Here is a 26,250-nt window from a genome sequence, read left to right on the forward strand (position 1 = left end):
GCTGTGGTCCTCAGAGCGTGGAAGGCGCGGCCGCGGCCACCGGCCGCTCGCGGAACAGCAACAGGAAGGCGATCAGCACGAGCAGTGCGACGCCGGCCGGGAACAACCAGATCTTCTGCCAGTCCGGGCCCGCTGTCGTGGTGTAGTGCTCCACCACCGCGCCGGACAGGAAGGTGCCGATCAGCATGCCTACGCCGTACGTGGCCAGGGTGATGAAGCCCTGCGCGCTGCTGCGCACGGCGGGGCCGGCATGCGCATCGGTGTAGATCTGGCCGGTGACGAAGAAGAAGTCGTAGCAGATGCCGTGCAGCACGATGCCGATCACCAGCAGCGAGAAGCCGCTGCCTGCATCGCCGCAGGCGAACAGGACGTAGCGCACCACCCACGCCGCCATGCCGACCGCCAGCATGGTCTTCACCCCCAGCCGCACGAACAGGAACGGCATGGCCAGCATCAGCAGTACCTCGGAGACCTGGCCCAGCGACTGCAGGCCTGCTGCGCCGGGCACGCCCAGGTCGTTGAGATACGGATTGGTGAAGTTGTAGTAGAACGACAGCGGGATGCAGATGGCGATGGAGGCCAGGAAGAACACCAGGTAGGCGCGCGACTTCAGCAGCCGCAATGAATCCAGCCCGAGGATCTGCCCCAGCCCGGCATCGCGCTGCTGTGACAGTGGCGGCGTGTGCGGCAGGGTGAACGCATACAGGCCCAGTACCAGCGATGCCAGCGCCGCCATGCGGAACGTCAGTTCAAGCCGATGGGCCTGCTCCCAGCCCAGCCAGCCGATCAGCACGCCTGCGACGATCCAGCCGATGCTGCCGGCCACGCGTACCAGCGGGAACTGCTTCTCGGGCGACTGCATGTGCCGCATGGCTACGCTGTTGGCCAGCGCCAGCGTCGGCATGAACAGCAGCATGTAGCCCATCACGCAGGCGGAGAACACGCTGAAGCTGGTGGCGGTGGACGCCAGCCACATCAGCACCGCGCCGGCCAGGTGGAGCACCGCGAGAATGCGCTGCGCCGCGAAGTAGCGGTCCGCGATCAGGCCGACGAGGAACGGCGCCACGATGGCGCCGATGGACTGGCTGAGGAACGCGGTCGCCACCTGGCTCGCGCTGGCCTGCAGCGGGCCCTGCACCAGGTAGGTTCCGAGGGTCACGAACCATGCCCCCCAGATGAAGAACTGCAGAAACATCATCGCGCCCAGGCGCGACATGGCGTGCGTCATGGCTTGCCCTCCCGGGGCGGTCGTGGCTCAGATTCCCAGCATGCGGTGCAGTGATGCGGCGTCCGTGCCGCTGTCGGCGAAATCATCGAAGGCGCGTTCGGTCACGCGGATGAGGTGGTCGCGGATGAAGGCAGCACCTTCGCGCGCGCCGTCCTCGGGGTGCTTCAGGCAGCACTCCCATTCCAGCACCGCCCATCCGGGGAAGTCGTACTGCGCGAACTTCGAGAAGATCGCCTTGAAGTCGATCTGGCCATCGCCGAGCGAACGGAAGCGGCCCGGACGCTCGATCCAGTCCTGGTAGCCGCCATACACGCCGCTGCTCGCGCTGGAGCGATACTCCGCGTCCTTGACGTGGAAGATGCCGATGCGCGCGTGGTAGCGGTCGATGAAACCCAGGTAGTCCATCTGCTGCAGCAGCAGGTGGCTGGGGTCGTACAGGATCTTCGCGCGGGGGTGATGGTCCACCACGTCGAGGAAGCGCTCGAAGGTCGCGCCGTCGTGCAGGTCCTCACCCGGGTGGATCTCGAAGCACAGGTCCACGCCGCAGGCGTCGAACGCATCCAGGATCGGGCGCCAGCGGCGGCCGAGTTCGGCGAAGGCTTCTTCCACCAGTCCCGGTGGACGCTGCGGCCAGGGATAGAAATAGGGCCAGGCCAATGCGCCGGAGAACGTGGCATGCGCGGTCAGCCCCAGGCGCTGACTGGCTTTGGCGGCCAGCAGAAGCTGCTCGACTGCCCAAGCCTGGCGGGCAGCCGGATCGCCGCGCTTGTCCGCCGGCGCGAATCCGTCGAACAGGCTGTCGTAGGCCGGATGCACCGCGACCAACTGCCCCTGCAGATGGGTGGACAGCTCGGTGATCTGCACGCCATGACCGGCCAGCATGCCGGCGACGTCGTCGCAGTACGCCTGGCTGCGCGCGGCCTCGGCCAGATCGAACAGGTGGGGCGCGCCGGTGGGGACTTGTACGCCAGAATAGCCCAGACCCGCGGCCCATCCGGCCAGCGGGTCCAGCCGATCAAAAGGAGCTGTGTCGCCGATGAACTGCGCCAGGAACAGCGCTGGACCCTTGAGCGTCTTCAACGTGATTCGCCCTAGATGCAATCGATTGCATTATCCTAGCAGGGGCTCACGCAGGACCTGTTGTGCACTGCACAGCAGACAGGAGAACTAACGCCATGGCCACCATCTACGACATCGCGAAGCACGTCGGCGTCTCCGCAGGCACGGTGTCGCGGGCGCTTTCCCGGCCGGACAAAGTGCTGCCGGCTACCCGCGCGCGCATCGAGCAGGCCGCCGCCGCACTGGGCTATGTGCCCAACACGGTGGCCCGCACGCTCAAGACCCAGCGCAGCGGCAAGATCCTGGTTACCGTCCCGGACATCGCCAATCCATTCTTCGCGCAGATCCTGCAGGGGGCGGAGGACGCCGCACAGGCGGTCGGCTATGCGGTTCTGCTCGGCGATACCCAGCATCAACCCGACCGCGAGGAGCGCTATGCGCAGATGCTCCGGCGCAACGAGGCCGACGGCATGATCGTGCTGGGGCACCGCCTGCCGCCCACGGCGCGCGAGATCGTCCAGCAGCGCGGTGCCGCCGCGCCGGTGATCAACGGCTGCGAGTTCGACCCCGCACTGGGCATTCCCAGCGTCCATATCGATAACGCCGCGGCCGCGCGCGTGGTGATGGAGCATCTGTATGGGCTGGGACACGAGCGGATCGCCGTGGTCGGCGGACCGCCGGACAATCCGCTGCACCAGCAACGGCTGGAAGGGGTGCGGGCGGCCGGCAAGGCGCGTGGACGCCTGCGCCAGCTGAACATCGTGCCGGGTGACTTTTCGGTGGAATCCGGCCATGCGGCTGCCATGGCGCTGCTGGACGGCATGTCTGCGCCAACGGCGATCTTCTGTTTCAGCGATCAGATGGCGCTGGGCACCCTGGCGGCCTGCCGCGATCTGGGCATCCGCGTGCCGGAGGACCTGTCCATCGTCGGCTTCGATGATCTGGCATCTTCCCGCTACCTCACGCCGCCGTTGACCACCATCCGGCAACCGATGCGGGAGATCGGTGAGCGCGCGGTCAACCTGCTGCTTGCCATCATCGAGCACATGGATGTGCCGCTGCAGCAGACGCTGGATTTCAGCCTGATGCTGCGGGGTTCAACGGCGCCACCCAGGCGTGGGTGAGGCAGGGTAACCGCCGTGAATCCTTGATCCCGAATTGACGCAGAGCTGTCAGACTCACCACAGGCCGCCCGGCAAGGGCGTGCGATCGCGCAAGGGGGTCGGCAATGCCGTTCTTGACGGACTCGACGGAAGTCGCGGTCGAAGGCATCGGCGCGGCACGTCGCATCGGCTGGATGCGCTTCGTGGGCAATGGGCTGGGCGCGATTCCCATCGCCTCGATCATTCTTGAACGTCAGGACGGCCCGTGGGCCTGGGTGTTGCTGCTGCTCAACGCGCTGGCCTGGCCGGCGCTCGCGCTGGTGCTGACCCAGCGCTCACGGCAGCCTGCGGTGGTCCAGTTCCGTTGCATGGTGGTTGATTCCTTCTTTGGCGGTGGCTGGATCGCCTTCATGGGGCTCAGCGTGGTACCCAGTGCGTTGTTCGCCGCGCTGCTGGTCGCCGACAAGATCGCCGCCGGTGGGGTTAAGCTGGCGGTACGGGCCACACTGGCACTGGTAGCGGGATTCGCGCTCACCTGGTGGGGGCTCGGGTTTCCTTACCAACCGGTGTCATCGCAGCGCACGATCGTGCTCAGCGTGCCGTTCCTGTTCGTCTACGGCATCGGCCTCAGCATCCTCAGCTGGCAGCTGGCGCGGCGGGTGAAATCGCAGAACCGCCAGTTGAAGCGGCTGAGCCGCATGGACCCGCTGGTGGAGCTGGCCAACCGCGGCTTCCTGATCGTCCGTGCGCAGCAGGCACTGGACAAGGCGCAGGGGCAGGGTGGTTTTGCCTGCCTGCTGATGCTTGATGTGGATGACTTCAAGCGCATCAATGACTCGCACGGTCATCGCGCCGGGGACGAAGTGCTGCGCCATATCGCCTCCACCTTGCGCGCCTTCGCCCGGCCTGGCGATACCCCTGCGCGGCTGGGAGGCGACGAGTTCGTCGTGCTGCTGCAGGACTGTGCGCCCGTCGATGCGATGCATGTGGCAGAGCGGGTTCGGCTGCAACTTCTGGAGGCAGCACGGCAGGCAACCCCGGGCATCGAGTTCAGCGTCAGCATCGGAATCGCGGCGACGCCGCGCGGTGGCAGCGTAGAGGACTGGCTGGCACTGGCCGACCGCGCGCTGTACCACGCCAAGCGCCAGGGCAAGAACAACGCCAGCTATGGCGAATGAGGTGTTGACACGTCTCTGGCGCAGGCCAGCAGCTGGGCGGCCGTTGCCGGAGGCTTGCAGCGCACCGCCAACTGCAGCGTAGTGGTCGGCATGCCCAGTTCCAGCGCAACAAAAGCCAGGCCGCTGCGGTGCATGCTCTGCATCGAGGCCGGCACGATGGCGATGCCCAGGCCGGCAGCGGCAAGGTTGATCGCCGAAGCCACCTGCGGCGCTTCCTGCTGGATGGTAGGCGCAAAGCCCTGGCTGCGGCAGGCAGCGACGACGTCTGCACTCAGGCCCTGGCCCGATTTCCGCGAGAACAGGATGAAGCGCTCGTCGCGCAGCTCGATCAGCGCGATGCTCGTCCGGCACGCCAACGGGTGATCGGCCGGCAGTACTGCCACCAGGGGTTCGGCACTGAGTTGCTGTGTCATCCGTTCACCGGTATTGGAAAACGGCGGGCGCACGATTACTGCATCGAGCTCGCCATCATCGAGGCGCCGGACCAGGGATTCACTGCCATCTTCTACCAGCCGCACCTGCACTGCCGGATGCGCCCGCTGGAAGCTGCGCATCAGCGCGGTGACCGCCTCGTTGTAGGTCGCCGATTCGGTCAGCCCCAATGTCAACGTGCCGACCTCGCCGCGTGCGGCGCGCATCGCCTCCTCCTTGGCCTGGTCGACGCGCGCGAGGATGTCCTCCGCGGCTTTCCAGAATACCTGGCCAGCATCGCTGAGCACGATGCCGCGTCCCTGCCGGTGGAACAGCGGTGTGCCGATCTCTTCCTCCAAGGCGCGGATCTGCTGCCCGAGCGGCGGCTGGGCGATATGCAGGGCCTCGGCGGCCTTGGTGAAGCTCTGCAGCTGGGCAGTCATGACGAAGTAGCGCAGGTGCCGCAGTTCCATTGGAACCTCAAACGTTCTGGTGCTGTACGAACACGGTATTGGACGGTCGCCGCTGGCGGCAACATCATCGGTATCCCACGGCAGATGTCCAACGACAAGGGAGACCACATGAAAAAGACACGTCAGTTGCGCGATCTGCTCCGCCAGGGCAGCGTGATTGCGCCAGGTGCATTCGATGGATTGTCGGCGCGCCTGGTGGAGCTGGCCGGCTTCGATGCGGTGTATGCCAGCGGCGGCGCCATCGCGCGTTCGGCCGGCGTGCCGGACATCGGCCTGCTCGGCCTCAGCGAAGTGCTTGCGCAGGTTGAACGGATCGTCGATGCCTGCGATCTGCCGGTGATCGCCGACGCTGACACCGGCTTCGGCGGCACCGCGAATGTTGAACGCACGGTGCGCGCGTTCGAAAGGGCAGGCGTTGCCGCCCTGCATATCGAGGACCAGGCCTTCCCCAAGCGCTGCGGACACCTGGATGACAAGACGCTGGTCGACGCGGGCGAGATGTGCACGAAGATCCGTGTTGCCTGCCAGTCGCGGATCGACCCGGAGTTGATGATCATCGCGCGTACCGATGCCATCGCCTGCGAAGGCCTGGATGCGGCGATCGAACGGGCGCAGGCCTATGTGGACGCGGGCGCGGACATGATCTTCGTCGAGGCACCGGAAACGCTGGAGCAGATCGAGGTGATTTCGCAGCAGGTTCCCGGGCCGAAGCTGATCAACATGTTCCACAGCGGCAAGACGCCGCTGGTGCCCGTGGCGCGGCTGGCCGAACTCGATTACCGGCTGGTGATCATTCCCTCGGACCTGCAGCGCGCTGCGATCCGGGCCATGCAGCGCACCCTGCAGGAGATCGCAGCGACTGGCGACAGCGGGCGTGTTGCCGGCGAGCTGGCCAGCTTCGGCGAGCGTGAGACGATCGTGCGCACGGCGCGGTATCTGGCACTGGACCGGGTGTGATCCGGGCGTGATTGCGGACGTGCCGATGGACGGAGAAGGGGCGGCGGAATCCGCGTGTGTTGCCTGTTCATCCTGCACCCGGAATCATCGCCGCCAATCCTCTACCATGGGCCACCCTGCCCGGACGTGCCGCCCATGCAAGACGCCCTCGTTGCCCAGCCCAAGCCCCCCGTCCCGAGGATCGCGGCCTGGCTGATGATGCTGCTGGGCATGTGGCTGGCGCTGAAGCTGGGCCTGGTGGTGACCCTGCTGTCGGGCCTGCTGGTGTTCCAGCTGACCCACCTGCTGGCCTCCACCGTGGAGGGCAAGCTGCCGCCAGGCCGGGCGCGGGCGATCGCGGTGATCGTGCTGTCAGCGGTGATCATCAGCGCGCTGGTGCTGGCCGGGATCGGCGTGGCGTCATTTTTCCGCAACGAGACCGGTGGACCGGACGCATTGCTGGCGCGGCTGATGGAGATCCTCAATTCGTCGCGGCACCAGGTGCCGGCGCTGCTGCAGCCGTACATTCCCGAGGACATGCCGGCGCTGCGCACGGCACTGAACGACTGGGCCGCCGAGCATCAGCGCCAGCTGGGCGTGGCCGGTACCTCGGTGGTGCAGGTGGGCGTACGCGTACTGATCGGAATGGTGCTGGGCGCGATGATCGCGCTGTATGACGAACTGCCGCTGCCGAAGATGGGCCCGCTGGCGCAGGAGCTGATCGGCCGCACCAGCCGCCTGGCCACCGCGTTCCGCCAGGTGGTGTTCGCGCAGGTGAAGATCTCGCTGCTCAACACGGTGTTCACCGCCATCTTCCTGCTGGGCGTGCTGCCGTTGTTCGGCGTGTACCTGCCACTGTCCAAGACCCTGGTACTGATCACCTTCATCGCCGGCCTGCTGCCGGTGGTGGGCAACATCATTTCCAACACCATCATCACCATCGTCGCGCTGTCGGTCTCGTTCTACGTGGCCGTGGCGGCGCTGCTGTACCTGATCGTGATCCACAAGCTGGAGTACTTCCTCAATGCGCGCATCGTTGGCGGCGAAATCCAGGCCCGCGCCTGGGAGCTGCTGTTGGCGATGCTGGTGATGGAAGCGGCGTTCGGCCTGCCCGGCCTGGTGGCGGCGCCGGTGTTCTACGCCTACGTGAAGCGCGAACTGGTCGACCAGCGCTGGATCTAGTACGGCAGGGTGTGACGCATTCGCCCCAGCCCGGCGCGAGGTGAGACCTTGCCGGCGCGTTCGCGGTGGCTGCGGTATACCTATGGTCACGGTTCGCGCGGCACTGGCTTGGCGCTGCCGGGACCGGCGGCTACAGTGATCCGCACTTCAGGGGAAATTTGCATGGCCGGCAAGGCATCGCCCATCGGACTGCGGACCTGGGTCTGGATCCTGGCGGGGTCGTTCGTGGTCTGTACGCTGCCGTTGATGGCCATCGCGCTGGTCCAGGGCACGCTGCGCTACAGCGCTGCCGAGGACAACCTGGTCAGCCTGCGCCAGCTGCGCCAGACCTTCGAACTGGCCAACCTGGTCTCGGCCGAACGCGGCCCGGCCAACAGCCTGCTCGGTGCCGACCCGGCCGATGCCAGCGAGCATGCGCGGCTTACGCTGCAGCTGGCGGTGGTGCGCAGGCGTGTGGACACCGCGCTGCAGCAGCTGGATGCCGTGTTCACGGCTGATCCGGGCGTGGTGGATGAGCATGGGATGCTGGCAGACGCGCAACGTCGCCTGCAGTCGGCACGCGCGGGCGTGGACCGGGTGGCAGCGCAGCCGCGCGACGCACGACGTGTCGAAGACGTGGAGCGCGCGATCAGCGGCATGTTTGCCGTGGTCGACCGCCTGCACCTGCTGACCTCGGCACAGATCAACGTACTGGTCCGGGCCGACCGCGAAGCGGCGATTCCAGCCATGCAGGGGCAGGTGCTGATCGACCTGCGCGAGCACGGCGGGCGTCTGGCCTCCAACGTGATGGCGCCGGTGGCGGTACCCGGTGCCTGGCGCAACGAACAGGTGCGCGCGGCGCTGCAGACCGAGGGCCGCCTGCTGGAACTGTGGCGGCTGGCCGGCAGCCACGAATCGGTGTTCCGCAGTGATCCGACGCTGTCCTGGCATTGGGATATGGCGCGCCGGCAGTTCTTCGGCGAGTCACTGCCGATGATCGAACAGCTGATCGACGACGGACGCCGTGGCCTGCCGCCGCCGTGGACCGCTGCCGAGTTCACCACGCGCTACGTGCCGACCCTGCAGTCGCTTGAGGCGCTGCGTGACGGTTACCTGAGTGTGTCCATCGCCAGGTTCGAGCACACCCGCAACCGGGAGGCTACGCGGCTGGCGGTACTTCTGGCCACCGCGCTGGGAACCCTGGTGGTACTGGGTGTGGCGCTGCGTATCGCGCATCTGCAGATCCTGCGGCCTCTGCTGCAGGCACAACGGCAGGTGATCCAGATTGCCTCCGAAGCGCCGGGGCCCGAGCAGCATGTCACCCATCCGCTGGCCGAGATGCAGCGCCTGTTCGATGCGATTGAAGTGCTGCGCGAGAAGTCGCGCGAACGCTCGGCGCTGACCAGCGAGCTGCGCCAGCTGGCCGGCACCGATGAATTGACCGGACTGCTGAACCGTCGCGCGCTGGAGGAACTGGTGCAGCAGCGCCACGACGAGGGGCGGATGAGCGCAGTGGTGATCCTGCTGGACGTTGATCGCTTCAAATCGATCAATGATGGTCATGGCCACGATGCGGGTGATGAAGTGCTGGTACAGGTGGCGCAACTGCTGCAGCGCCATCTTCGCCGCAGCGACAGCATTTCCCGCTATGGTGGCGAGGAGTTCCTGGTGCTGCTGGCCGACGGTGACCTGGCCGCTGGCCGACAGCTGGCCGAATCGCTGCGGCTTGCGCTGCAGCAGCTGGACATCGTGGTGGCCGGCGGTACCGTGCTGCGGGTGACCGCCAGCTTCGGCGTGGCCCGCGGTGCTACCGACGCCTTGGGCTGGCGGACCCTGCTGCGTGCCGCCGATGCGGCCATGTACCAGGCCAAGGCGCAGGGCCGCGACCGCGTGCGGGTCGCCGGTGGTGGGCGCATTCCACGCTGAAACATCATGTTCATCGCTGGCGCACGCATGGCTGCCTAGACTGGACCTTCGACCATTTGGCAGGAGCGCATCATGACCGTTCGCCCCGTCGTTGCTGCAGCGCTGCTGGCCGGGATGCTGGCCGGCTGTACCTCCACTTCGTCGCAGACCGCTGCGGATGCGCCACGCCACCCCTCGGTTGCCGCCGACCTGAGCCCGGTGCCGGCTTTCACCGGCGGCGGTGCGGGTTGGAGCATTGAGATCGCCTCCACCGGCCAGGGCAACCACGATGCCAGCCTCAGCGCTGACGGCCGTACCCACAAGGGCACGCTGCGCTATCCGGGGCAGCCGGCCGATGCACCGAGCTCGCTGATCGTGCTCAACGGCGAGCTTGGCCAGCAGCCCGCCATCGTCGAGATCAAGCGTGAGTCGTGTCGCACTGCCGAAGGTGTGGACACCCTGGCCAGCGTGCAGGTGACGATGGAAGGGCAGCCGCAGCGCCGCGGTTGTGGCCACCTGGCCGTGTACTGATCCTGTGCGCCGTCGTGCTTGAGATTCCAACCCTGCACACCGTGCGCCTGCGGCTGCGTCCACAGCAGCTGGATGACTTCGGCGTCTATGCCGCGTTCCTGGCCTCGCCGCGTGCGCGGGGCATGGGCGGGCCGTTCGGTGAGGTGGCGGCGTGGGGGCAGTTCTGCCATGACCTCGCCAGCTGGCATCTGTTCGGCCATGGCGCGTTGATGATCGAGCGTGCCGATACGGGAGCCTGCATCGGCCAGGTCGGGATCAATCATGGCCCGCTGTTTCCTGAAAAGGAGCTGGGCTGGTTGCTGTACGACGGCCATGAAGGGCAGGGCTTTGCCACTGAAGCGGCCGGTGCACTACGCGATTGGGCATTCGTGGTGGTGCGGCTGCCGACGTTGGTCAGCTACATGGCGCCGGACAACCTGGCATCGCAGGCCGTCGCGCGGCGCCTGGGCGGGGTGCTGGATGCGAACGCCGTGCGCAGTGATGCCGATGATCTGGTCTACCGCTACAGCACCCGGTAGTGCCGGCCGCTGGCCGGCATCATCGGTGCACCCGGGGGCGTCATCTACGCATGTCAAGCCATGACCCATTGCGCGTGGCGCCCGGGCTTTGCCATCCTCCCTGCTGTTTTCCGTAGCGTGGAATCCCGATGCGTCCTGTGTTCTGGCTGGCTTTGGCCCTGCTGCCCACCCTGGCGGTGGCGCAACCTGCGCGTACTGCAAAGGCCAAGGCCCCTGCGCAGGATCCCTTCAGCGAGCTGTTCGATACTGCCTGCATGCAGCACATCGGTGCCCCGGCGCGGTTGCAGTCGCTGATGGAATCCAATGGGCTGTCGCCGTTGCAGCCCGCCGAAGCCGCGACGCTGTTGCAGGGGCAATCGGGCGTGGCCTGGATGGTGCCTCTGGCCAGTGGCCGCTATGCGGTGAGCTGGGCTGACGATGGCACGTGTACGGTCTACGCCGAAAAGGCCGACGCGGCGGTCGTGCAGAAGGGATTCGCCCGGTTGGTGCAGGCCGCACCGAAGCCGTTGCAGGTGCGGTCGCTGCCAGGGCGTGGGCCGCTGTCGGCCGATCAGGTGGCCATCCAGTACGGCTGGGCCACGCCGGGGCAGGGCAAGCTGCAGGTGCGATTCCGCCTGGTCACACGGCAGGCGGCCGAAGCCGGCGTGCAGGCGATGGCCTCGGCGGCCCCGGGCGAAGCGATGCTGGCGCAGGGCGCGCCTGGGCCCTGAAGGGCCCACGCTCGCGATTCAGCCTTTCACGCGGCAAGTGGTATATCGTTTATCGATAAATTCACCCGGGGCGGCGAGGCCACCCCAATGCCGGAGGCCGCTTGACCGCTCGTCCCGCCCGCGCCAGACCCGCGCGAGGCTTGTTCACCCTGGCCCAGGCCGCCGTACAGGCGGTGCGGGCGATGTGCTGGCTGGGCATCCTGGCCGCACTGCTGGCCGTGCCGCTGGTCGCCCACGACCGCAGCTGGCTGCTCGACAGCATCCACGACGCTGATGCCGCTGCCGTGCATGGCAGCGACCTGTTCCTGCATTTCTGCCTGGGCCTGGGCGCGATCGTCGCGCTGCTGGTGCTGTGCCTGATGTTCCTGCGCCACCTGCTGCGGCTGTTGAAGTCGGCGGCGCGCGAGCGGCCGTTCACCCACGCCAATGCACAGCGCCTGCAGCGCATGGCCTGGCTGATGCTGTCGATGGAGGTGCTGTCGATCCTGATCGGCGCCTACGCCGCCTGGATGGGCCCGGACTTCACCTGGATGGAGGTGGGCGGCGGCATGTCGATCACCGGCCTGGTCGCGGTGCTGATGCTGTTCGTGCTGGCACGCGTGTTTGCCGTGGGTGCGGCAATGCGCGATGACCTCGACGGTGTCATCTGATGGCGATTGTCATCACCCTGGACCGCATGCTGCAGGAACGGGGCATGACCCTGTCCGAGCTGGCCGGGCGCATCGACATCACCCTGGCCAACCTGTCGATCCTCAAAACCGGCAAGGCGCGCGCCATCCGCTTTTCCACACTTGATGCGATCTGCCGTGAGCTGCAGTGCACGCCCGGTGACCTGCTCGGGCATGACCCGGCGCAGGCGCAGGAGGCTGACTGAGTGTTTCCCCTTTTCCCTTACCTACTGACGAAACGGACCTGAAATGGAATGGTTGGCTGACCCCTCGATATGGATGGGCCTTGCAACCCTGGTCGTGCTGGAGATCGTTCTCGGCATCGACAACCTGGTGTTCATCGCGATCCTGGCCGACAAACTGCCGCCGCACCAGCGTGACCGCGCGCGGGTGATCGGCCTGGCGCTGGCCCTGCTGATGCGGCTGGTGCTGCTGGCCGCGCTGGCATGGATCATGAAGTTGACCGAACCGCTGCTCACGCTGTTCGACCACAGCTTCTCCGGGCGTGACCTGATCCTGCTGGGCGGTGGTCTGTTCCTGCTGTTCAAGGGCACGATGGAACTGCACGAGCGGCTGGAGGGCCGCGAGCATCACGAGGATGGCAAGAAGGTCTACGCCAGCTTCGCGATGGTGGTGGCACAGATCGTGGTGCTCGATGCGGTGTTCTCGCTGGACTCGGTGATCACCGCAGTTGGTATGGTCGACAACCTGGGCGTGATGTATGCCGCGGTGACCATCGCGATGGTGCTGATGCTGGTGGCCAGCAAGCCGCTGACCCGTTTCGTCAACAAGCATCCTACGGTGGTGGTGCTGTGCCTGGGCTTCCTGTTGATGATCGGTTTCAGCCTGGTGGCCGAAGGCCTGGGCTACAAGATCCCGAAGGGCTATCTGTACGCGGCGATCGCCTTCTCGATCCTGGTTGAAGCCTTCAACCAGTGGGTGCGCTTCAATCGCGAGCGCAACGAGCGCCGCCAGCCGTTCCGTCAACGTACTGCCGACGCCGTACTGAGGATGCTCGGCGCGCGGCCGGCCAACGGCCATCACGACGAAGAGGCCAGCGAGCAGGTGGATGCTGAAGAGCGCCTGCAGCCGGCCGAGCACGAGATGATCCGCAGCGTGCTGGGCCTGGCTGATCGCCCGGTGTCGAGCGTGATGACCGTGCGTGCCGACGTGCAGTGGATCGACCTGGCGCGTGGGCAGGAGGATGTGGTGGCATGCCTGGTGGCATCGCCGCACACCCGCCTGCTGGTGGGTGATGGCGACCTGGACAGCCTGCGCGGCGTGGTGCAGAGCCGCGACCTTCTGGCCGACCTGCTGCAGGGCAGGCCGCTGCAGCTGGAGGGCAACCTGCGCGAGCCGCAGTACGTGCTGTCCAGCGCCAGCGCACTGCAGGCGCTGGAGCTGATCCGCCAGCACCCGGTGCCGCTTGCGGTGGCGGTGGACGAGTACGGCAGTGTGGAAGGCCTGGTGACCGCCAACGATCTGCTGGCGGCCATTGCCGGTGACCTGGTCGACACCCAGGACGAGCGCTATGGCGTGGAGGCGCAGGGCGAGAACCAGTGGGAGGCCGACGGTGCGCTGACCCTGGACGACCTGCAGCGCCTGGCCGGCGTCTCGCTGCCACGCAGTGCCGACTACATGACCATCTCCGGTCTGGTGCTGGAGCGTCTGGGGCGCCTGCCGGACATCGGTGACACGGTGGAGATTGCGGATGTACGCATCACCGTACTGGCAATGGAGAAGCGTCGCATCGCCCGCCTGCGGGTGGAACGCATCGGGCTTTCGTAGAGTCGAGCCATGCTCGACTGGCCCTCTGTAGAGTCGAGCCATGCTCGACTGCTTCCTGAGCAGCCGGGTACGGGCCCGGCTCTACACAACACTGCCGGCAACCGTCACCATGGCGGGCCCGCTTTCTTTCCAGGATGGTTGCAGTGCTGAGTACGATCGGTTTGTTGATGGGCCTGTATGTGGCCTGGCGCCTGTTCTGGCCACTGCGCATGCCCATCTGGATGAAGGTCGTGCTGTCGCTGCTGCTGGTGAGCGTTGCCGTGCAGCTGCGCATCGTCGCCATGTTCTGGGGCACGATGGCCTCGCCGGAGATACCGAAGCTGGCCATCGCCACGCTGGCCACCGGCTCCACCGCCGTGTTGCTGCTGGCGCTGGTGATGCTGGTGCTGGACGCGGGCCTGTTGGTGTCGCGCATCCTGCGCAGGCCACGTGCTGTATCGGCGTTGCGCGCGCCGAAGCTGCGCCCGGCGGCGGGTGTGCTGGCGCTGCTGGTCAGTGGCTATGGCGTCAGCCAGGGCATGGCCGTCCCCAAGCCCCGGCAGATCGAGGTGAGCATCGCCGGCTTGCCGGCCGCGTTCGATGGCTATCGCGTGCTGCAGTTGTCCGACATCCATGCCAGCCGCCTGCTGACCGGCGACTGGGTGCGCAGGGTCGTGGACGACAGCAACGCGCTGAAGCCGGACCTGATCGTGATTACCGGCGATCTGATCGACGGCAGCGTCGAGGCGCGTCGCGAGGACGCGCGCCCGTTGGCTGATCTGCATGCACCGGACGGCGTCATCGCCATCACCGGCAACCACGAGTACTACGCGCAGTACCAGGAGTGGATGCAGGCGTTCCGCGCACTGCACATGCAGGTGCTGGAGAACAGCTACCTGCAGGTGCGGCGCGGCGATGCGGCGCTGACCATTGCCGGCGTCACCGACCCGGTGGCCGCACGCTACGGTCTGCCGCTGCCGGACCTGGAGGCCGCGCTGGCTGGCGCCGATCCGGGCGCGCCGGTGATCCTGCTCGACCATCGCCCGCGCAACGCACGCGAGGCGGCCGCGCGTGGGGTGAAGCTGCAGCTGTCCGGGCATACACATGGCGGCCAGATCATTGGCATGGACCAGTTGGTGAAGCGTGCCAACGGTGGCTATGTTTCCGGTCGCTACGACGTGGATGGCATGACCCTGTACGTGAGCAATGGTGCAGGCCTGTGGGCTGGTTTCCCGGCACGCATCGGCGTTCCTTCGGAGATCACCCTGATCACCCTGCGCCGCGCCCCGTGACCCCTGACAAACCACAGGGAAGGAACCATGTCCCATCCCCGCGCACCCATGGAACGTCTGATCCGCGCCAATGCGGACGAGATCAATCGGCTGCGCCAAGCCATCCGCGAAGCCGCTGGCGCGCGCTGGCGTGGCCCGGAAGAAATGCAGCGGCACGTGGCAGCCTGCGCGGAATACAACCAGCGCTATGAACAGCTTGCTTTCCCGGGGGGCTACGCCAACGCGCTGAAGCAACTTGCCGAACGCGATCCAGATACGGTGGATGTCGTGCTGACCTTCCTTGAGGTGCGCCCGTACTTCTTCCGTTCCGGATATATGTGGAAGACGCTGCTGAAGCGTGTGCAACGGGCACCGATGGGTGTGAAGCAGCAGGCCCGGATGCAGAAGATCCTCGATGCCTACGCTGCCTATCGCGCCACACGTGACGGCTGATGGGGACGACATGATGGGGTCAGATCCCTTCGCCTTTGGCAAAGGGATCTGACCCCGGCCCGTCAGGCCGCTCGCAGCGGCGGCCGCGCATGCGCACTTCGACGCAGCGCTTGCGCCCGCTTGGCGATCCAGCGCACCACGAAGGCGGTGAACAGCAGCGCCGACGGCACCGCATACCAGAAGTTGCCCGGCACGCGCTTGAAGTACGAGTAGGTGAAAACCGCCGCGATGATCCACATGCCGGTGACGTGCAGGCGACGCCAGGCCGTGGGTCCCATGCGCCGGGCGAGCCCCCGATGCGAGGTGATGGCCAGCGCCAGGATGGCGATGTAGCCCACCGTGCCCGGGAGGTTGGCCAGCGCTGAGCGTGCTGGCCAGAATGCCGGGTTGAGGATGCCGAAACTGGTGATGGCGATGGCATGCAGCAGGTGCGAGAACGCGAAGGACAGGCCGATGATGCGCCGTTCGCGCAGCAGGAACCGGGTGAACGGGCTGGGCAGCAGGCTGGCGAACGACGATGCCGTGAACGCTGCCAGGAACAACAGGAACGATGTGCGTGCAGTGACCCGGATCGCGGCTCGGCTGCCTTCGGCCGCATCGGGATACAGGGCGAAGACCGCCAGCGCGAAGGCGATCAGGACCACCGCCACGGACACGAACAGGCGCCAGCCGTGCAGGAAGGGAGTATTGGATGCAGCCATGGTGAGACCTCGAAGTAGGGGGGCGGTAGTGCCGGCCGCTGGCCGGCAATCTCAGAAAGCAGGCAATGCGACCAGCACGCCCGCCGCGCACAGCTCGCCCAGAACAGGCACGCAGGCAATGCGCAATGCGTCCGCTGCCTCGCCATGTGTTTCGGACAGCAGCTGCAGTGCTTCATCCACCGACGCGCTGTCGTCACCGAACACCGACAGCAGCGCGTAGGCCGGCGGTGACAGTTCCTCGGTCTGCAGGCTGAAATCGGCGAGGCGCTGGATCACCAGCAGCGTGGGAGCCGTGCTCAACACCGGCTCCAGCGCCCCGTCCTCATGTACTGGCCACTGGTAGCCAAGCACCCGCACCAACGGCGAAACCGCCAGCACATCATTGCCTACGGGAGCGCGCTGCAGCGGCCGCCCGCCGTCACGCGTTTCAATGTGCAGCGACTGCTGCGTGCTCTCGTAGTGCGCCAGTTCTGCTGCCCAGCCCGGCAGTGCCAGCGTGTCCTGCACTGCCAGCCAGGCCGCGAACTCGCCGGCGATCCGTGGGAACAACGGGGTGTGACAGATGTGGCTGGCGTAGTAGTGCTCCACGATGTCGCGCCAGCGCGACGTGCCCAACTGTTGCTGCAGTCGCGGCAGGCTGCTGGCCAGCAGGGTGTCCAAGCTGTCGATGCACAGGCGGCGGTAGACCGCCATCCGCCGCGCCTCGATGCCATCGGGTGCGGTCTTTGCAGGGTCGCGCACATGATCGGCCCAGCGCCGTTGCAGGGTCGCCAGCGACTCAGCCATGGGCCACCTCGGGCCAACGTGCCTCGGCCTGCGCCTGGCGGATCTGCCCGACCTCGGCCAGCAATTCGGCAAGCGGGGGGAAGTTGAAGTCGCGTTCGAGCAGCGTGGGGCGAACGCCCACCCGCGCATAGGCCTCGCGCAACAGTGCCCAGACCACGCCTTTCACCGGTGCACCATGGGTATCGATCTTGAAGCCATCGTCTTCATCGAAGTGGCCCGCCACATGCAGCGAGGCGACGCGGTGGGCCGGCACGCGGGCCAGGAATTCGAAGGCGTCATAACCATTGTTGCAGGCGTTGACGAAAACGTTGTTGACGTCCAGCAGCAGGTCGCAGTCGGCTTCGGCGAGCACGGCGTTGATGAAGTCGATCTCGCTCATGTCCGCGCCGGCAACGGCGTAGTAGGAGATGTTCTCCACGGCGATGCGTCGGCCCAGCATGTCCTGCACCTGGGCGATGCGACCGGCGATATGGTGAACGGCCTCGGCGGTGAACGGCAGCGGCAGCAGGTCGTAGACGTGGCCACCGGCAGCGCAGTAGCTCAGGTGTTCGCTGTACAGCTGCACCTGGTGCAGGTCGAGGAAGACACGCGTCTGGGCCAGCAGGGTGCGGTCCAGCGGATCAGGACCGCCCAAAGAAAGCGACAGGCCGTGGCAGGTCAGGGGGTGGCGTTCGCTCAACCTGCGCAGCGCTGCACCGTGTGCACCGCCGACGCCGATCCAGTTGTCGGGCGAAACTTCGAGGAAGTCGATGGCACCGGCCGGCATGGCCAGCAGTTCGTCGATCAGGCCACGACGCAGGCCAAGACCGGCGGCATTGGAAGGCAGGGGCAGGGTCATGACGGTTGCTCCAGGGAGAGGGCGCCGCCTCGGAGGCGGCGCCGGTTGAACGTCGATCAATCGGCGACGCGCGAGAACAGGCCCTTCGGCATCGGCTTGCCGTTGGCGGTGTAGACGCTGCGCAGGTAGTCGTGCGCTTCCTGCTCGCTGATGTAGCCGTCGTGGTCGGTGTCGATGCGGTCGAACTCGGCGGCACGCTTGGCGGCCACGGCGTTGAACTCGGCACGCGAGACCCGGCCATCGTGGTCACGATCGGTGCGGGCAAACGAGGCGTCGCCGCACTTGCCTTCGCCACACTGGCCCTCGGCCACCTTGGCCTTGCCGGCGGGCTTGCCGGTGGCGGTCTTGTTGGCCCCGCACTTGCCTTCACCGCACTTGCCTTCGGCGGCGGCGCTCATGGCCACGGCACTGATCGCCAGTGGCTGGATCGCCGCAGCCTGGCCGGCCAGCAGCAGGCCACCGGCCAGGGCGATGCCGACGGCACCGATGCGCGGCAGGCGGGAGGAGAGGGTGTTCTTGGTCGAGACGGACATGGTGGTGACTCCTTGGGAATGCACGCGGGGCGTGCGGGATGGACGCCGCTTGAAGGCGACGGAAACGAAGGGAAGAAGCGCGGTGAAGGGGCGAAGCGGATCAGGCGTTGCGGCGACGGCGCAGTACGTAACCCACCAGCAGCACACCACCGAGCAGGGCGCCGCCGAAGCCGATGCCGGGCAGCAGCGCGGCAACCGGCAGCAGCAGGGCGATCAGGCTGACGCCCCAACCCAAGCCGTCATTGCCAACGGGGGCGTGCTGTGAGCCGGCCAGCAGTCGGTCCACGCTGAGTGCGCCACCGCCGTTGAGGATCAGTGGCAGCAGCATGGCCAGGAACAGCAGCGGCAGCTTGAAGTTGCCGTAGCCCTGGTCGGTGATCGCATAGCCCTGCCAGAGTTCGCCCAGGCCGTTCCATTGGTCGGGCCAGTGCACGGCGGCGATGGCGACCACGGTCAGCACCCAGAACACATAAGCCACCGAGCGCGTGGCCAGGCCGAGCAGCAGCATCACTGCACCCACCAGTTCCAGCCAGGTGGCCAGCTGCCAGTTCAGTGATGCGGGCAGGGTGGAGAATGGGAATGGGAAGCGACCTTCCAGGTCGGCGAACCAGTTCTGGCCGCCCAGCTTCTCGCGGCCGGATTCAAAGAACTCCCAGGCCAGCAGGGTGCGCAGCGCCAATGGCGAGAGCCAGCGGCCGACGGCGTCCAGGCGGGGGGTATACACGGAAGAGGCGGTGCTGATCATGGTGGTGTCCTGCGGGCCAGTGGGCGATGGAGGCCATTTCAGGCGGCGCAGGTATCGGCAACGTGTGCCGTTGCCCGGGGTTTTGTCAGCGACTGTGGCTGCGGCCGGGGTTTCGTACAGTCAGATACAAAGACGATGCGTTGACGCACATCGGGGCGTTGCGCGCCCCCGTGCGGGGAGCGATATCCACCCGGTAGCGCCCGGCCAGGCACGGCACCCGAATGTATCCCACTGTAGAAACCCGCCTGCGCCCTACAGTCCGGTACAACTCCGCGCCGCGGAGAAACAGCGGCGATACACCGGCAGGCGGAAATGGCCACTCCCAACACCGGAGTGCCACCCATGATCCGTACCTCGTTGCTTGCCGCTGCTCTCGCCCTTGCCGGCGCAGCCGCCCCCGCCTTCGCCAGCCAGGTCGATACCGTTGCACCGCCCACCGTCATCCTGGTGCACGGCGCGTTCGCCGATGGCTCCAGCTGGAGCAAGGTCATCAGTACCCTGCATGACTGGAAGCTGCCGGCGGTGGCCGTACAGAATCCGCTCACTTCGCTGGCCGACGATGTTGCCGCCACCCGCCGTGCGATTGCCGCTGCACCCGGCAAGGTGGTGCTGGTCGGCCATAGCTGGGGCGGTACGGTCATCACCGAGGCGGGCAATGACCCGAAGGTGCAGGCGCTGGTGTACGTGGCGGCCTTTGCACCGGATGCAGGGCAGTCTTCGGCGCAACAGGGCGAAGGTTTCCCGGTCGGTCCGGGCCTGGCCCGACTGCAGGAAAGGGATGGCTATCTGACGTTGCCGGCTGATGCCATCGCCCAGGACTTCGCGCCGGACGTGATGAAAAAATCGGCCGCACTGCTGTACAGCACGCAGGTCCCGTTGAAGGCCAGCGCGCTGGGCGAGGTGGTGAACGTTGCGGCGTGGCGCAGCAAGCCGAGCTGGTACGTGCTCAGCCGCGATGACCGCATGCTGTCGCCGCAACTGCAGGCCGCGACCGCACGTCGCATCGGTGCACAGCTGCAATCGATCGGCAGCAGCCATGTGTCGCTGCTTTCGCATCCGGCGCAGGTGGCCGACAGCATCCTGGAAGCGGCAGGGGTGAAGCCGGCGGAACTGCCGCTGGCCGAGCAGGGGGGCTGAGCGATGGCCGCCCTGCGTGCGTACGCGCTGCCGTTGCTGATGGGCCTGCTGGGTGGGGCTGCGCTGTTGATGGCCTGGCCCAGCCCGGGGGCCGATGCGCAGCCGGCACAGACCGTTCCCGCCGCCGAGTTCGACGGTGGCGGCCCCTGGCACAACAGCCCACCGCTCACACTGGAGCAGTTGCAGGGGCAGGTGGTGCTGGTCGAGTTCTGGACCTACACCTGCAGCAACTGCCTCAACGTGGCGCCATACGTCCACCAGTGGCATGCACGGTACGGGTCGCAGGGCCTGACGGTGATCGGCGTGCATACGCCGGAGTTTGCCTATGAAGGGCTGCCCGGCAACGTGCGCAGGGCCATCGCACGATTGGGTATCACCTGGCCGGTGGTGCAGGACAACCAGTACCGGATCTGGAACGCCTGGGGCAACCGTTTCTGGCCCGCGCTGTACCTGCTCGACCGGCAGGGGCGGGTGGTCTACCGCCATTACGGCGAGGGCGACTACGCACGTACCGAAAGCGAGATCCAGCGCCTGCTGGCCAGCCCCTGAGCCGCGCTACCATGGCCGCGCCGCGCGGCGCTGTCCCCCTGCCTTCATCGAGAACGCAATGAACCATGTACCGCACATCCTGGTCGTCGACGATGACAGCGAGATCCGCCAGATGCTGGCCGACTACCTGCAACGCAACGGCCTGCGCGTGAGCCAGGCCGACGGTGGCCGGGCCATGCGCGCGCTGATGGATACCCATGCCGTGGATCTGGTGGTGCTGGACGTGATGATGCCGGGCGAGGACGGCCTGAGCCTGTGCCGCAACCTGCGCGCCGGCAAGCATCGTGCGGTGCCGGTGGTGCTGCTGACCGCCCGCGACGACGAGACCGACCGCATCATCGGCCTGGAAATGGGCGCTGACGACTACGTGACCAAGCCCTTCTCTTCGCGCGAACTGCTGGCACGCATCAATGCGGTGATCCGCCGCACCCGGATGCTGCCGCCGAATCTGCAGGTGAGCGAAGCAGGTCGCCAGCTGGCCTTCGGCGAGTGGCGCCTGGACACCACCGCACGCCACCTGCTGGATGCGCAGGACACCGCCTATCCGCTCAGTGGCGCCGAGTTCCGCCTGCTTCGCGTGTTCCTCGATCACGCCAATCGGGTGCTCAGCCGCGACCAGCTGCTCAGCCTCACCCAGGGCCGCGATGCCGAACTGTTCGATCGCTCGATCGACCTGCTGGTCAGCCGCGTGCGGCAGCGCCTGGGTGACGACGCACGCGAGCCGACCTACATCAAGACCGTGCGCAGCGAAGGCTATGTGTTCAGCGTGCCGGTGCAGTTGCTGGGACCGGACGAATGAACACCACCGCACGCCGTCCACGCTGGCCGCGCACGCTGTCGGCGCGGCTGCTGCTGGTGTTGCTGGGCGGACTGGCCCTGGCCCACGCACTGTCCTTCGGTCTGCTGTTCTTCGAACGCTACCAGTCCACCCGCAGCATGATGCTGCGCAACCTCGATGAAGACGTGGCCGTGAGTGTCGCGCTGCTGGAGCACCTGCCCGAGGACCAGCGCGATGCCTGGGTGCCGCGGCTGGAGCGGCGCACCTACCGTTACCTGCTGCGCCCGGCTGCGGCTGGGCCGGGACTGCAGACCGATCGTGCACGCCAGGTCACGGCGATCATCGACGACAGCCTGCAGCACCGCTATCCGTTGCAGGCGCGCCAGGTGGCTCGCCTGCCGGAGCGGTTCGAGGTGGAACTGCGCCTGCACGACGGCACACCCTTGACCATTGAAGTCACTCCGTCGGGCCTGCCGCTGGCACGTTGGCTGCCCGCCGTGCTGCTGGTGCAGCTGGCGCTGCTGCTGGTGTGCGCGTGGTTGGCGGTGCGCCTGGCCATGCGCCCGCTGCAGCAGCTGTCGCATGCGGTGGAGCATCTGCAGCCGGGCAAGGACGGGCCTGCACTGCCTGAAGACGGCCCTGCGGAAGTGGGCGGCGCGGCGGCCGCACTCAATGCACTGCAGGCACGCATTCGTGGCCATGTCAGTGAGCGCCTGCAGATCCTGGCCGCGATCTCGCACGACCTGCAGACCCCCATCACGCGCATGAAGCTCCGGGTGGAGACCCTGCCTGAAGACAGCACCCAGCAGCGGCTGCTGGCCGACCTCGACCACCTGGGTCAACTGGTGCGTGAGGGCGTGGCCTATGCGCGCAGCAGCCACGTCGCCAGTGGCGCGCCGGTGTCGATGGACCTGGGCGCGTTCCTGGCCAGTGTGGTCGGCGATTACGAGGACATGGGCAAGCCGGTCAGTGGTGGTGCGCCCGCTGGACTGGTCGTGCAGACCTGGCCGCAGCCGCTGCGCCGGGTGGTCGGCAATCTGGTCGACAACGCGTTGCGCTACGCCGGTGCCGCCGAGATCGAGGCGGGCCGCGATGAGGCCGGAAGGGTGTGGATCGGAATTTCCGACCGTGGCCCCGGCATTCCCGAGGGCCAGCTGCAGGCAGTGCTGGCGCCGTTCCACCGGCTGGAAAGCTCGCGCAATCGCGATACCGGCGGGACCGGCCTGGGCCTGGCCATCGCGGTGCAGCTGGCGCAGTCGCTGGGCGGCTCGCTGCGGTTGCACAACCGCGAGGGGGGCGGCCTGCGGGCGGAGCTGCAGCTGCCGGGGTAATTGGCGCGGTCAGAGCATCCACGCACGGCGCGGATCTATGGCAATCCTGCCCGGCCCCGGGATCGGCGATCATCTGCAGGGAGTGTCGAAACCAGGAAACACGCAATGCAGGGAGCGCAGCATTCAATCCGGCGTCCGCGCCACGTCGCGCTGCTGGTCGGTCTACTCGCGCTGGCGGCCTGCCAGCGCACACCGGACGCGTCGACCGTGGCACCCGCAGCGGGCACACCGCTTGCCGCCCCGGCCACCGCAACAGACCTCTCACCGCTACTCGATGCCTTGCCGACCTGCGCGCTGGACGGCTGGTACATCGATCACCAAACCGATCGCCCGGCCCACCCCTGGTTGGCTGCGAACGCGCCGAAACCCTGCAAGGAGGACGGGGAGAACGAGATCGCCACGTTCTGCGTGCAGGGGCAATGGAAGGGGCTGCCGGTGGAGGAAGTGATCCTGCCGACGATGACGTTCGTCTCGTTCCGTGGGGCCAGGATTGCCTTGCCGTTGGAGAAGGCGCGTTCAATCGCCCGCCAGCACCTGGGGCAGGACTTCCCGGGTGGCGCGGCTTACGAAGCGGGCCGTGAGCCGAAGCTGTTGGCCGACCCGGAGGATGCGCAGCGCTCGTGGCTGCTGTGCAGCACGCCGGAGCCGGGAGATGACGCGGGCAGCCAGGCAGGCGTGAGCTATTCCGGCATGAACCTGCCCTACGACCACGACGGTTGCAGCTACCGCTACAGCCCGGTCGACTTCTGCGATGCGCGGCACCGGGCCGCCATTGAAGAAGCTCTCCAGCATCAGAAGCCCAATTTCAACCAGCACTATCTGCTGGTACAGGTCGATGATCGTCCCGAGTACTTCCAGCGCACGCTGGTGCTGGTCGATACCCGCACCGGACGCGCCACGCCATTGCCGATCGATGCCTTCACCGGCCCGGCGGGGAAGGGCGGAGACGCCACCGGCTACGGGACACTGGAAACGGGTGTGGACCAGCAACAGTTCTGCCTTGATGGTGCGTTGCTGGTCTACCGCGTGTTCGAGGAAGGACGCTTCTGCTTCGGCTTTGACGGTGAGCGATTCACCGGCCATGAAACCCAGTACATGCAGGCGACGGATAGCCGATGACCGGTATTTCACCCCGGCCGTGACATCCTCCCCGAACCTGCGCAACCGGGATCGAGGCTGTTGAAGGCGAACACGCAATGACTGCCGAGCGGCAGCGCTCGATGTGGGTGGCCGGCCTGTCCACGGTGGTGGAGTGGTACGACTTCACCTTGTATCTGTACTTCGCCACGGTGCTGTCGCGGGTGTTCTTCGGTGGTGGCGAGCAGGCGCTGCTGGTTACCCTGGCCGGCTTTGCGGTGTCCTACCTGATGCGCCCGCTGGGCGCACTGTGCTTCGGCCACCTGGGGGATCGCCTGGGCCGGCGCTGGATGCTGCTGGCATCGATGGCCTTGATGGCAGCGGCGATGCTGGCCACCGCGCTGCTGCCGACAGCGGCCACGGCGGGCACTACGGCGGGCGTGCTGCTGTTGGTACTGCGCTGCGTGATGGCATTTTCGGTGGGCGGTGAGTACACCGGCGTGGTGGCGTACCTGCTGGAAAGCGCACCGGCGCGGCGACGTGGCCTGGTGACCTCGCTGGCCTCGGCCGCCAGCGAAGTAGGCGCACTGCTGGCGGTGGCGATCTCCGCGGCTACCGTGGGGCTGCTCGCGCCCGCACAGCTGGACAGCTGGGGCTGGCGTATTCCGTTCTTCATCGGCGCGGCGCTGGCACTGGTGATCCTGGTCGCGCGCTCGGGCATGCACGAATCGCCGGAGTTCGAGCGTCAGCGCCGCGAGGGCAGCATTCCGGCTACACCGCTTCGCCACGTACTGCGCAACCATCCGCTGGCGGTGGCACGCACCTTCGCGATCTCGGCGCTGGGCTCGATCACCTACTACGTGGGCATCACCTATGTGCCTGCGTTCCTGCACGCGCGGGGTCATGACGAGGGCGACGCACTGTGGCTGTCGACGATTGCGGCGGTGGCAGTGATCGCGATCACGCCGTTGTGTGGCGCATTGTCCGACCGCGTTGGACGACGGCCGGTGTTGCTGGGCCTGACCGTGCTGGCAGCGTTGTTGCCACTGTCCCTGTTTGCGTGGATGGCGCAGGCGACGGCGCTGGGCATCGGGCTGGCGGCGGTGCTGCTGGCCTGCGTGGCCGGTGGCGTGAGCGCGGTCGCGGCCCCTGCCACGGCTGAACAGTTCCCCGGCGAAGGCCGGGTCAGCGGGCTGGCACTGGGGGTGACCATGGCCACCGCCTTCTTCGGCGGCGCAACACCCTGGCTGGCGCAATGGTGGGTGGAGCGCAGCGGCTGGGCAGCGGCGCCGGGCGCGATGATCGCGCTGGTGGCGGTGCTGGTGCTGCCGGTGCTGTGGACCCTGCCCGAGACGGTCCCGGGCAGGGCCAGGCGCTAGCGGGTCAGACCTTCAGGGTCTGCTCGATGTCGGCCAGTACCGCGGCCGCATCCACGCCGATGGCAATCGACTGCACCACGTGGCCATCCCACACGCTGGGACCGAACGCCAGGCCTTCCGGCTTGGGAATGGTCATGCCGCGGGCGACACCGTCGGTGGCCACGCGCACGCTGGCGCGCTCGAACTGGAACAGCTCCGGGCGGGTCAGCGCGATGCACGCGCAGCAGTCGTGCACGACCATGCCCTTGTGGCCGGCCTGCAGGTAGAAGTCCACGTAGTCCTGCGACAGCGCACGCACCAGCTCGGCGTCGGCACCGCCGATGGCAGCCAGCTTGTCCAGGCCGTCACGGTCCATTTCCACGCGGGTGGTCACGTCCAGGCCGATCGCAGTAACCGGCCAGCTGGCGGTGAACACCACGTCGGCGGCTTCGGCATCGCCCCAGATGTTGGCCTCGGCGGCAGGGGTGATGTTGCCGTTGACGTGGAAAGCGCCACCCATGATCACCACGCCGCGCACCAGGCCGGCGATGTCCGGGGCCTGCTGCAGGGCCAGGGCCAGGTTGGTCATGCGGCCGACCGCGACCAGGGTCACTTCGCCCGGATGTGCGCGGACCAGGTCGATGATCAGCTGATGGGCCGGGCGCGCATCGGCGGCCACGTCCAGGCTGGCCGGCACCGGGTGATTGCCCAGCCCGTTGTGGCCGTGGATGTGCACCGGCCAGGCTTCCGGGGTGGCTTCCGGCTGCAGCGGGCCACCGGCACCGCGCGCGACCGGAGCGGCAAAGCCCCAGGCCTGCTTCAGGTACAGCGCATTGTGTGTGGTCGACTCCACCGAGGCGTTGCCGAAGGTGGTGGTGACGCCGATCAGGTCGATCTGGGTGTGCTTGTGCAGGTACAGCAGGGCCAGGGCGTCGTCGACGCCCGGGTCGGTATCGAAAATGACTTTCAGCATGTTGTTGTTCTTCTTCTTCCGTGTGGTGCGGGGGGCGCCGGCGGCCACGGGGCAGGCCGGCGCGCCCTACAT

At 67.2% G+C, this 26,250-nt stretch carries 28 protein-coding genes; 19 read left to right on the top strand and 9 right to left on the bottom strand.

Annotated features, from left to right (window positions below; genetic code table 11):
• Positions 1–10 precede the first annotated feature (10 nt).
• On the bottom strand, positions 11–1,228 hold the full coding sequence (locus tag ACSYS9_RS05500; protein WP_071227788.1) for a nucleoside permease: 1,218 nt from the start codon (positions 1,226–1,228) through the stop codon (positions 11–13).
• 27 nt (positions 1,229–1,255) lie between these two features.
• A complete protein-coding gene (locus ACSYS9_RS05505; RefSeq protein WP_071227787.1) occupies positions 1,256–2,308 on the bottom strand; it encodes a sugar phosphate isomerase/epimerase family protein in 1,053 nt (350 codons plus the stop codon).
• A 95-nt stretch (positions 2,309–2,403) separates the two neighbouring features.
• Between ACSYS9_RS05505 and ACSYS9_RS05510 the strand changes: the two genes are divergently transcribed.
• Positions 2,404–3,411, top strand: coding sequence for a LacI family DNA-binding transcriptional regulator (locus ACSYS9_RS05510; RefSeq protein WP_049422751.1), 1,008 nt, complete (start codon positions 2,404–2,406; stop codon positions 3,409–3,411).
• Positions 3,412–3,515: 104 nt separating this feature from the next.
• Entirely contained in the window at positions 3,516–4,568 is a 1,053-nt protein-coding gene (locus ACSYS9_RS05515; RefSeq protein ID WP_032127639.1) for a sensor domain-containing diguanylate cyclase, read from the top strand.
• Here ACSYS9_RS05515 and ACSYS9_RS05520 read toward each other — a convergent pair.
• Positions 4,556–5,452 carry a LysR family transcriptional regulator gene (locus tag ACSYS9_RS05520; protein ID WP_071227786.1) on the bottom strand — a complete coding sequence of 299 codons (897 nt, stop codon included), beginning with the start codon at positions 5,450–5,452 and terminating at the stop codon, positions 4,556–4,558. The genes ACSYS9_RS05515 and ACSYS9_RS05520 overlap by 13 nt on opposite strands.
• 108 nt (positions 5,453–5,560) lie before the next feature.
• On the opposite strand from ACSYS9_RS05520, the gene ACSYS9_RS05525 reads away from it, so the two are divergent.
• The 11 genes from ACSYS9_RS05525 (at position 5,561) to ACSYS9_RS05575 (ending at position 15,372) form a co-directional block, all read left to right on the top strand.
• On the top strand, positions 5,561–6,409 hold the full coding sequence (locus ACSYS9_RS05525) for an isocitrate lyase/PEP mutase family protein (RefSeq protein ID WP_049398866.1): 849 nt from the start codon (positions 5,561–5,563) through the stop codon (positions 6,407–6,409).
• A gap of 135 nt (positions 6,410–6,544) precedes the next feature.
• Positions 6,545–7,570, top strand: coding sequence for an AI-2E family transporter (locus tag ACSYS9_RS05530; RefSeq protein WP_071227785.1), 1,026 nt, complete (start codon positions 6,545–6,547; stop codon positions 7,568–7,570).
• Positions 7,571–7,732: 162 nt separating this feature from the next.
• Positions 7,733–9,475, top strand: coding sequence for a GGDEF domain-containing protein (locus ACSYS9_RS05535; RefSeq protein ID WP_071227784.1), 1,743 nt, complete (start codon positions 7,733–7,735; stop codon positions 9,473–9,475).
• Positions 9,476–9,547: 72 nt separating this feature from the next.
• Positions 9,548–9,985 carry a hypothetical protein gene (locus tag ACSYS9_RS05540; protein WP_032127634.1) on the top strand — a complete coding sequence of 146 codons (438 nt, stop codon included), beginning with the start codon at positions 9,548–9,550 and terminating at the stop codon, positions 9,983–9,985.
• A gap of 14 nt (positions 9,986–9,999) precedes the next feature.
• On the top strand, positions 10,000–10,503 hold the full coding sequence (locus tag ACSYS9_RS05545) for a GNAT family N-acetyltransferase (RefSeq protein WP_071227805.1): 504 nt from the start codon (positions 10,000–10,002) through the stop codon (positions 10,501–10,503).
• 128 nt (positions 10,504–10,631) lie between these two features.
• Positions 10,632–11,213, top strand: coding sequence for an NMCC_0638 family (lipo)protein (locus ACSYS9_RS05550; protein WP_049398870.1), 582 nt, complete (start codon positions 10,632–10,634; stop codon positions 11,211–11,213).
• Between the two features lie 182 nt (positions 11,214–11,395).
• Complete coding sequence (locus ACSYS9_RS05555) at positions 11,396–11,863, top strand: DUF2975 domain-containing protein (protein WP_032127655.1); 468 nt, start codon at positions 11,396–11,398, stop codon at positions 11,861–11,863.
• The gene (locus ACSYS9_RS05560; protein WP_032127628.1) at positions 11,863–12,087 is read left to right on the top strand and encodes a helix-turn-helix domain-containing protein; all 225 of its coding nucleotides are present in this window, start codon (positions 11,863–11,865) and stop codon (positions 12,085–12,087) included. Before ACSYS9_RS05555 ends, ACSYS9_RS05560 begins: the two co-directional genes overlap by 1 nt.
• A gap of 43 nt (positions 12,088–12,130) precedes the next feature.
• Positions 12,131–13,669, top strand: a complete 1,539-nt coding sequence (locus tag ACSYS9_RS05565; RefSeq protein ID WP_440568889.1) for a TerC family protein — start codon at positions 12,131–12,133, stop codon at positions 13,667–13,669.
• A gap of 134 nt (positions 13,670–13,803) precedes the next feature.
• A complete protein-coding gene (locus ACSYS9_RS05570; protein WP_071227783.1) occupies positions 13,804–14,940 on the top strand; it encodes a metallophosphoesterase in 1,137 nt (378 codons plus the stop codon).
• A gap of 27 nt (positions 14,941–14,967) precedes the next feature.
• Entirely contained in the window at positions 14,968–15,372 is a 405-nt protein-coding gene (locus ACSYS9_RS05575) for a hypothetical protein (RefSeq protein WP_071227782.1), read from the top strand.
• 62 nt (positions 15,373–15,434) lie between these two features.
• Here ACSYS9_RS05575 and ACSYS9_RS05580 read toward each other — a convergent pair whose 3' ends face one another.
• From ACSYS9_RS05580 to ACSYS9_RS05600, 5 genes are all read right to left on the bottom strand, one after another.
• Positions 15,435–16,073: a ferric reductase-like transmembrane domain-containing protein gene (locus ACSYS9_RS05580; protein WP_071227781.1), complete on the bottom strand. Its 639-nt coding sequence runs from the start codon at positions 16,071–16,073 to the stop codon at positions 15,435–15,437.
• A gap of 51 nt (positions 16,074–16,124) precedes the next feature.
• Positions 16,125–16,859, bottom strand: coding sequence for an HvfC family RiPP maturation protein (locus tag ACSYS9_RS05585; RefSeq protein WP_049461799.1), 735 nt, complete (start codon positions 16,857–16,859; stop codon positions 16,125–16,127).
• Positions 16,852–17,697, bottom strand: coding sequence for an HvfB family MNIO-type RiPP peptide maturase (locus ACSYS9_RS05590; RefSeq protein ID WP_071227780.1), 846 nt, complete (start codon positions 17,695–17,697; stop codon positions 16,852–16,854). The genes ACSYS9_RS05585 and ACSYS9_RS05590 overlap by 8 nt, the downstream gene beginning before the upstream one ends.
• Before the next feature lie 56 nt (positions 17,698–17,753).
• A complete protein-coding gene (locus tag ACSYS9_RS05595) occupies positions 17,754–18,230 on the bottom strand; it encodes an HvfA family oxazolone/thioamide-modified RiPP metallophore (RefSeq protein ID WP_049422760.1) in 477 nt (158 codons plus the stop codon).
• A 100-nt stretch (positions 18,231–18,330) separates the two neighbouring features.
• On the bottom strand, positions 18,331–18,975 hold the full coding sequence (locus ACSYS9_RS05600; protein ID WP_049461797.1) for an HvfX family Cu-binding RiPP maturation protein: 645 nt from the start codon (positions 18,973–18,975) through the stop codon (positions 18,331–18,333).
• A gap of 342 nt (positions 18,976–19,317) precedes the next feature.
• Between ACSYS9_RS05600 and ACSYS9_RS05605 the strand changes: the two genes are divergently transcribed.
• The 6 genes from ACSYS9_RS05605 (at position 19,318) to ACSYS9_RS05630 (ending at position 25,226) form a co-directional block, all read left to right on the top strand.
• A complete protein-coding gene (locus ACSYS9_RS05605; protein WP_071227779.1) occupies positions 19,318–20,112 on the top strand; it encodes an alpha/beta fold hydrolase in 795 nt (264 codons plus the stop codon).
• Between the two features lie 3 nt (positions 20,113–20,115).
• Positions 20,116–20,661: a redoxin family protein gene (locus ACSYS9_RS05610; protein ID WP_071227778.1), complete on the top strand. Its 546-nt coding sequence runs from the start codon at positions 20,116–20,118 to the stop codon at positions 20,659–20,661.
• A gap of 58 nt (positions 20,662–20,719) precedes the next feature.
• Complete coding sequence (locus ACSYS9_RS05615; RefSeq protein ID WP_032960784.1) at positions 20,720–21,460, top strand: response regulator; 741 nt, start codon at positions 20,720–20,722, stop codon at positions 21,458–21,460.
• Entirely contained in the window at positions 21,457–22,770 is a 1,314-nt protein-coding gene (locus ACSYS9_RS05620) for a sensor histidine kinase (protein WP_071227777.1), read from the top strand. Before ACSYS9_RS05615 ends, ACSYS9_RS05620 begins: the two co-directional genes overlap by 4 nt.
• Before the next feature lie 105 nt (positions 22,771–22,875).
• Positions 22,876–23,889 carry a hypothetical protein gene (locus tag ACSYS9_RS05625; protein WP_071227776.1) on the top strand — a complete coding sequence of 338 codons (1,014 nt, stop codon included), beginning with the start codon at positions 22,876–22,878 and terminating at the stop codon, positions 23,887–23,889.
• Between the two features lie 77 nt (positions 23,890–23,966).
• A complete protein-coding gene (locus ACSYS9_RS05630; RefSeq protein WP_071227775.1) occupies positions 23,967–25,226 on the top strand; it encodes an MFS transporter in 1,260 nt (419 codons plus the stop codon).
• A 4-nt stretch (positions 25,227–25,230) separates the two neighbouring features.
• Here ACSYS9_RS05630 and ACSYS9_RS05635 read toward each other — a convergent pair whose 3' ends face one another.
• A complete protein-coding gene (locus ACSYS9_RS05635; RefSeq protein WP_071227804.1) occupies positions 25,231–26,178 on the bottom strand; it encodes a nucleoside hydrolase in 948 nt (315 codons plus the stop codon).
• Positions 26,179–26,250 lie beyond the last annotated feature (72 nt).

The organism is Stenotrophomonas sp. STK17_22, assembly GCF_051983905.1.
GTDB lineage: Bacteria > Pseudomonadota > Gammaproteobacteria > Xanthomonadales > Xanthomonadaceae > Stenotrophomonas > Stenotrophomonas maltophilia_A.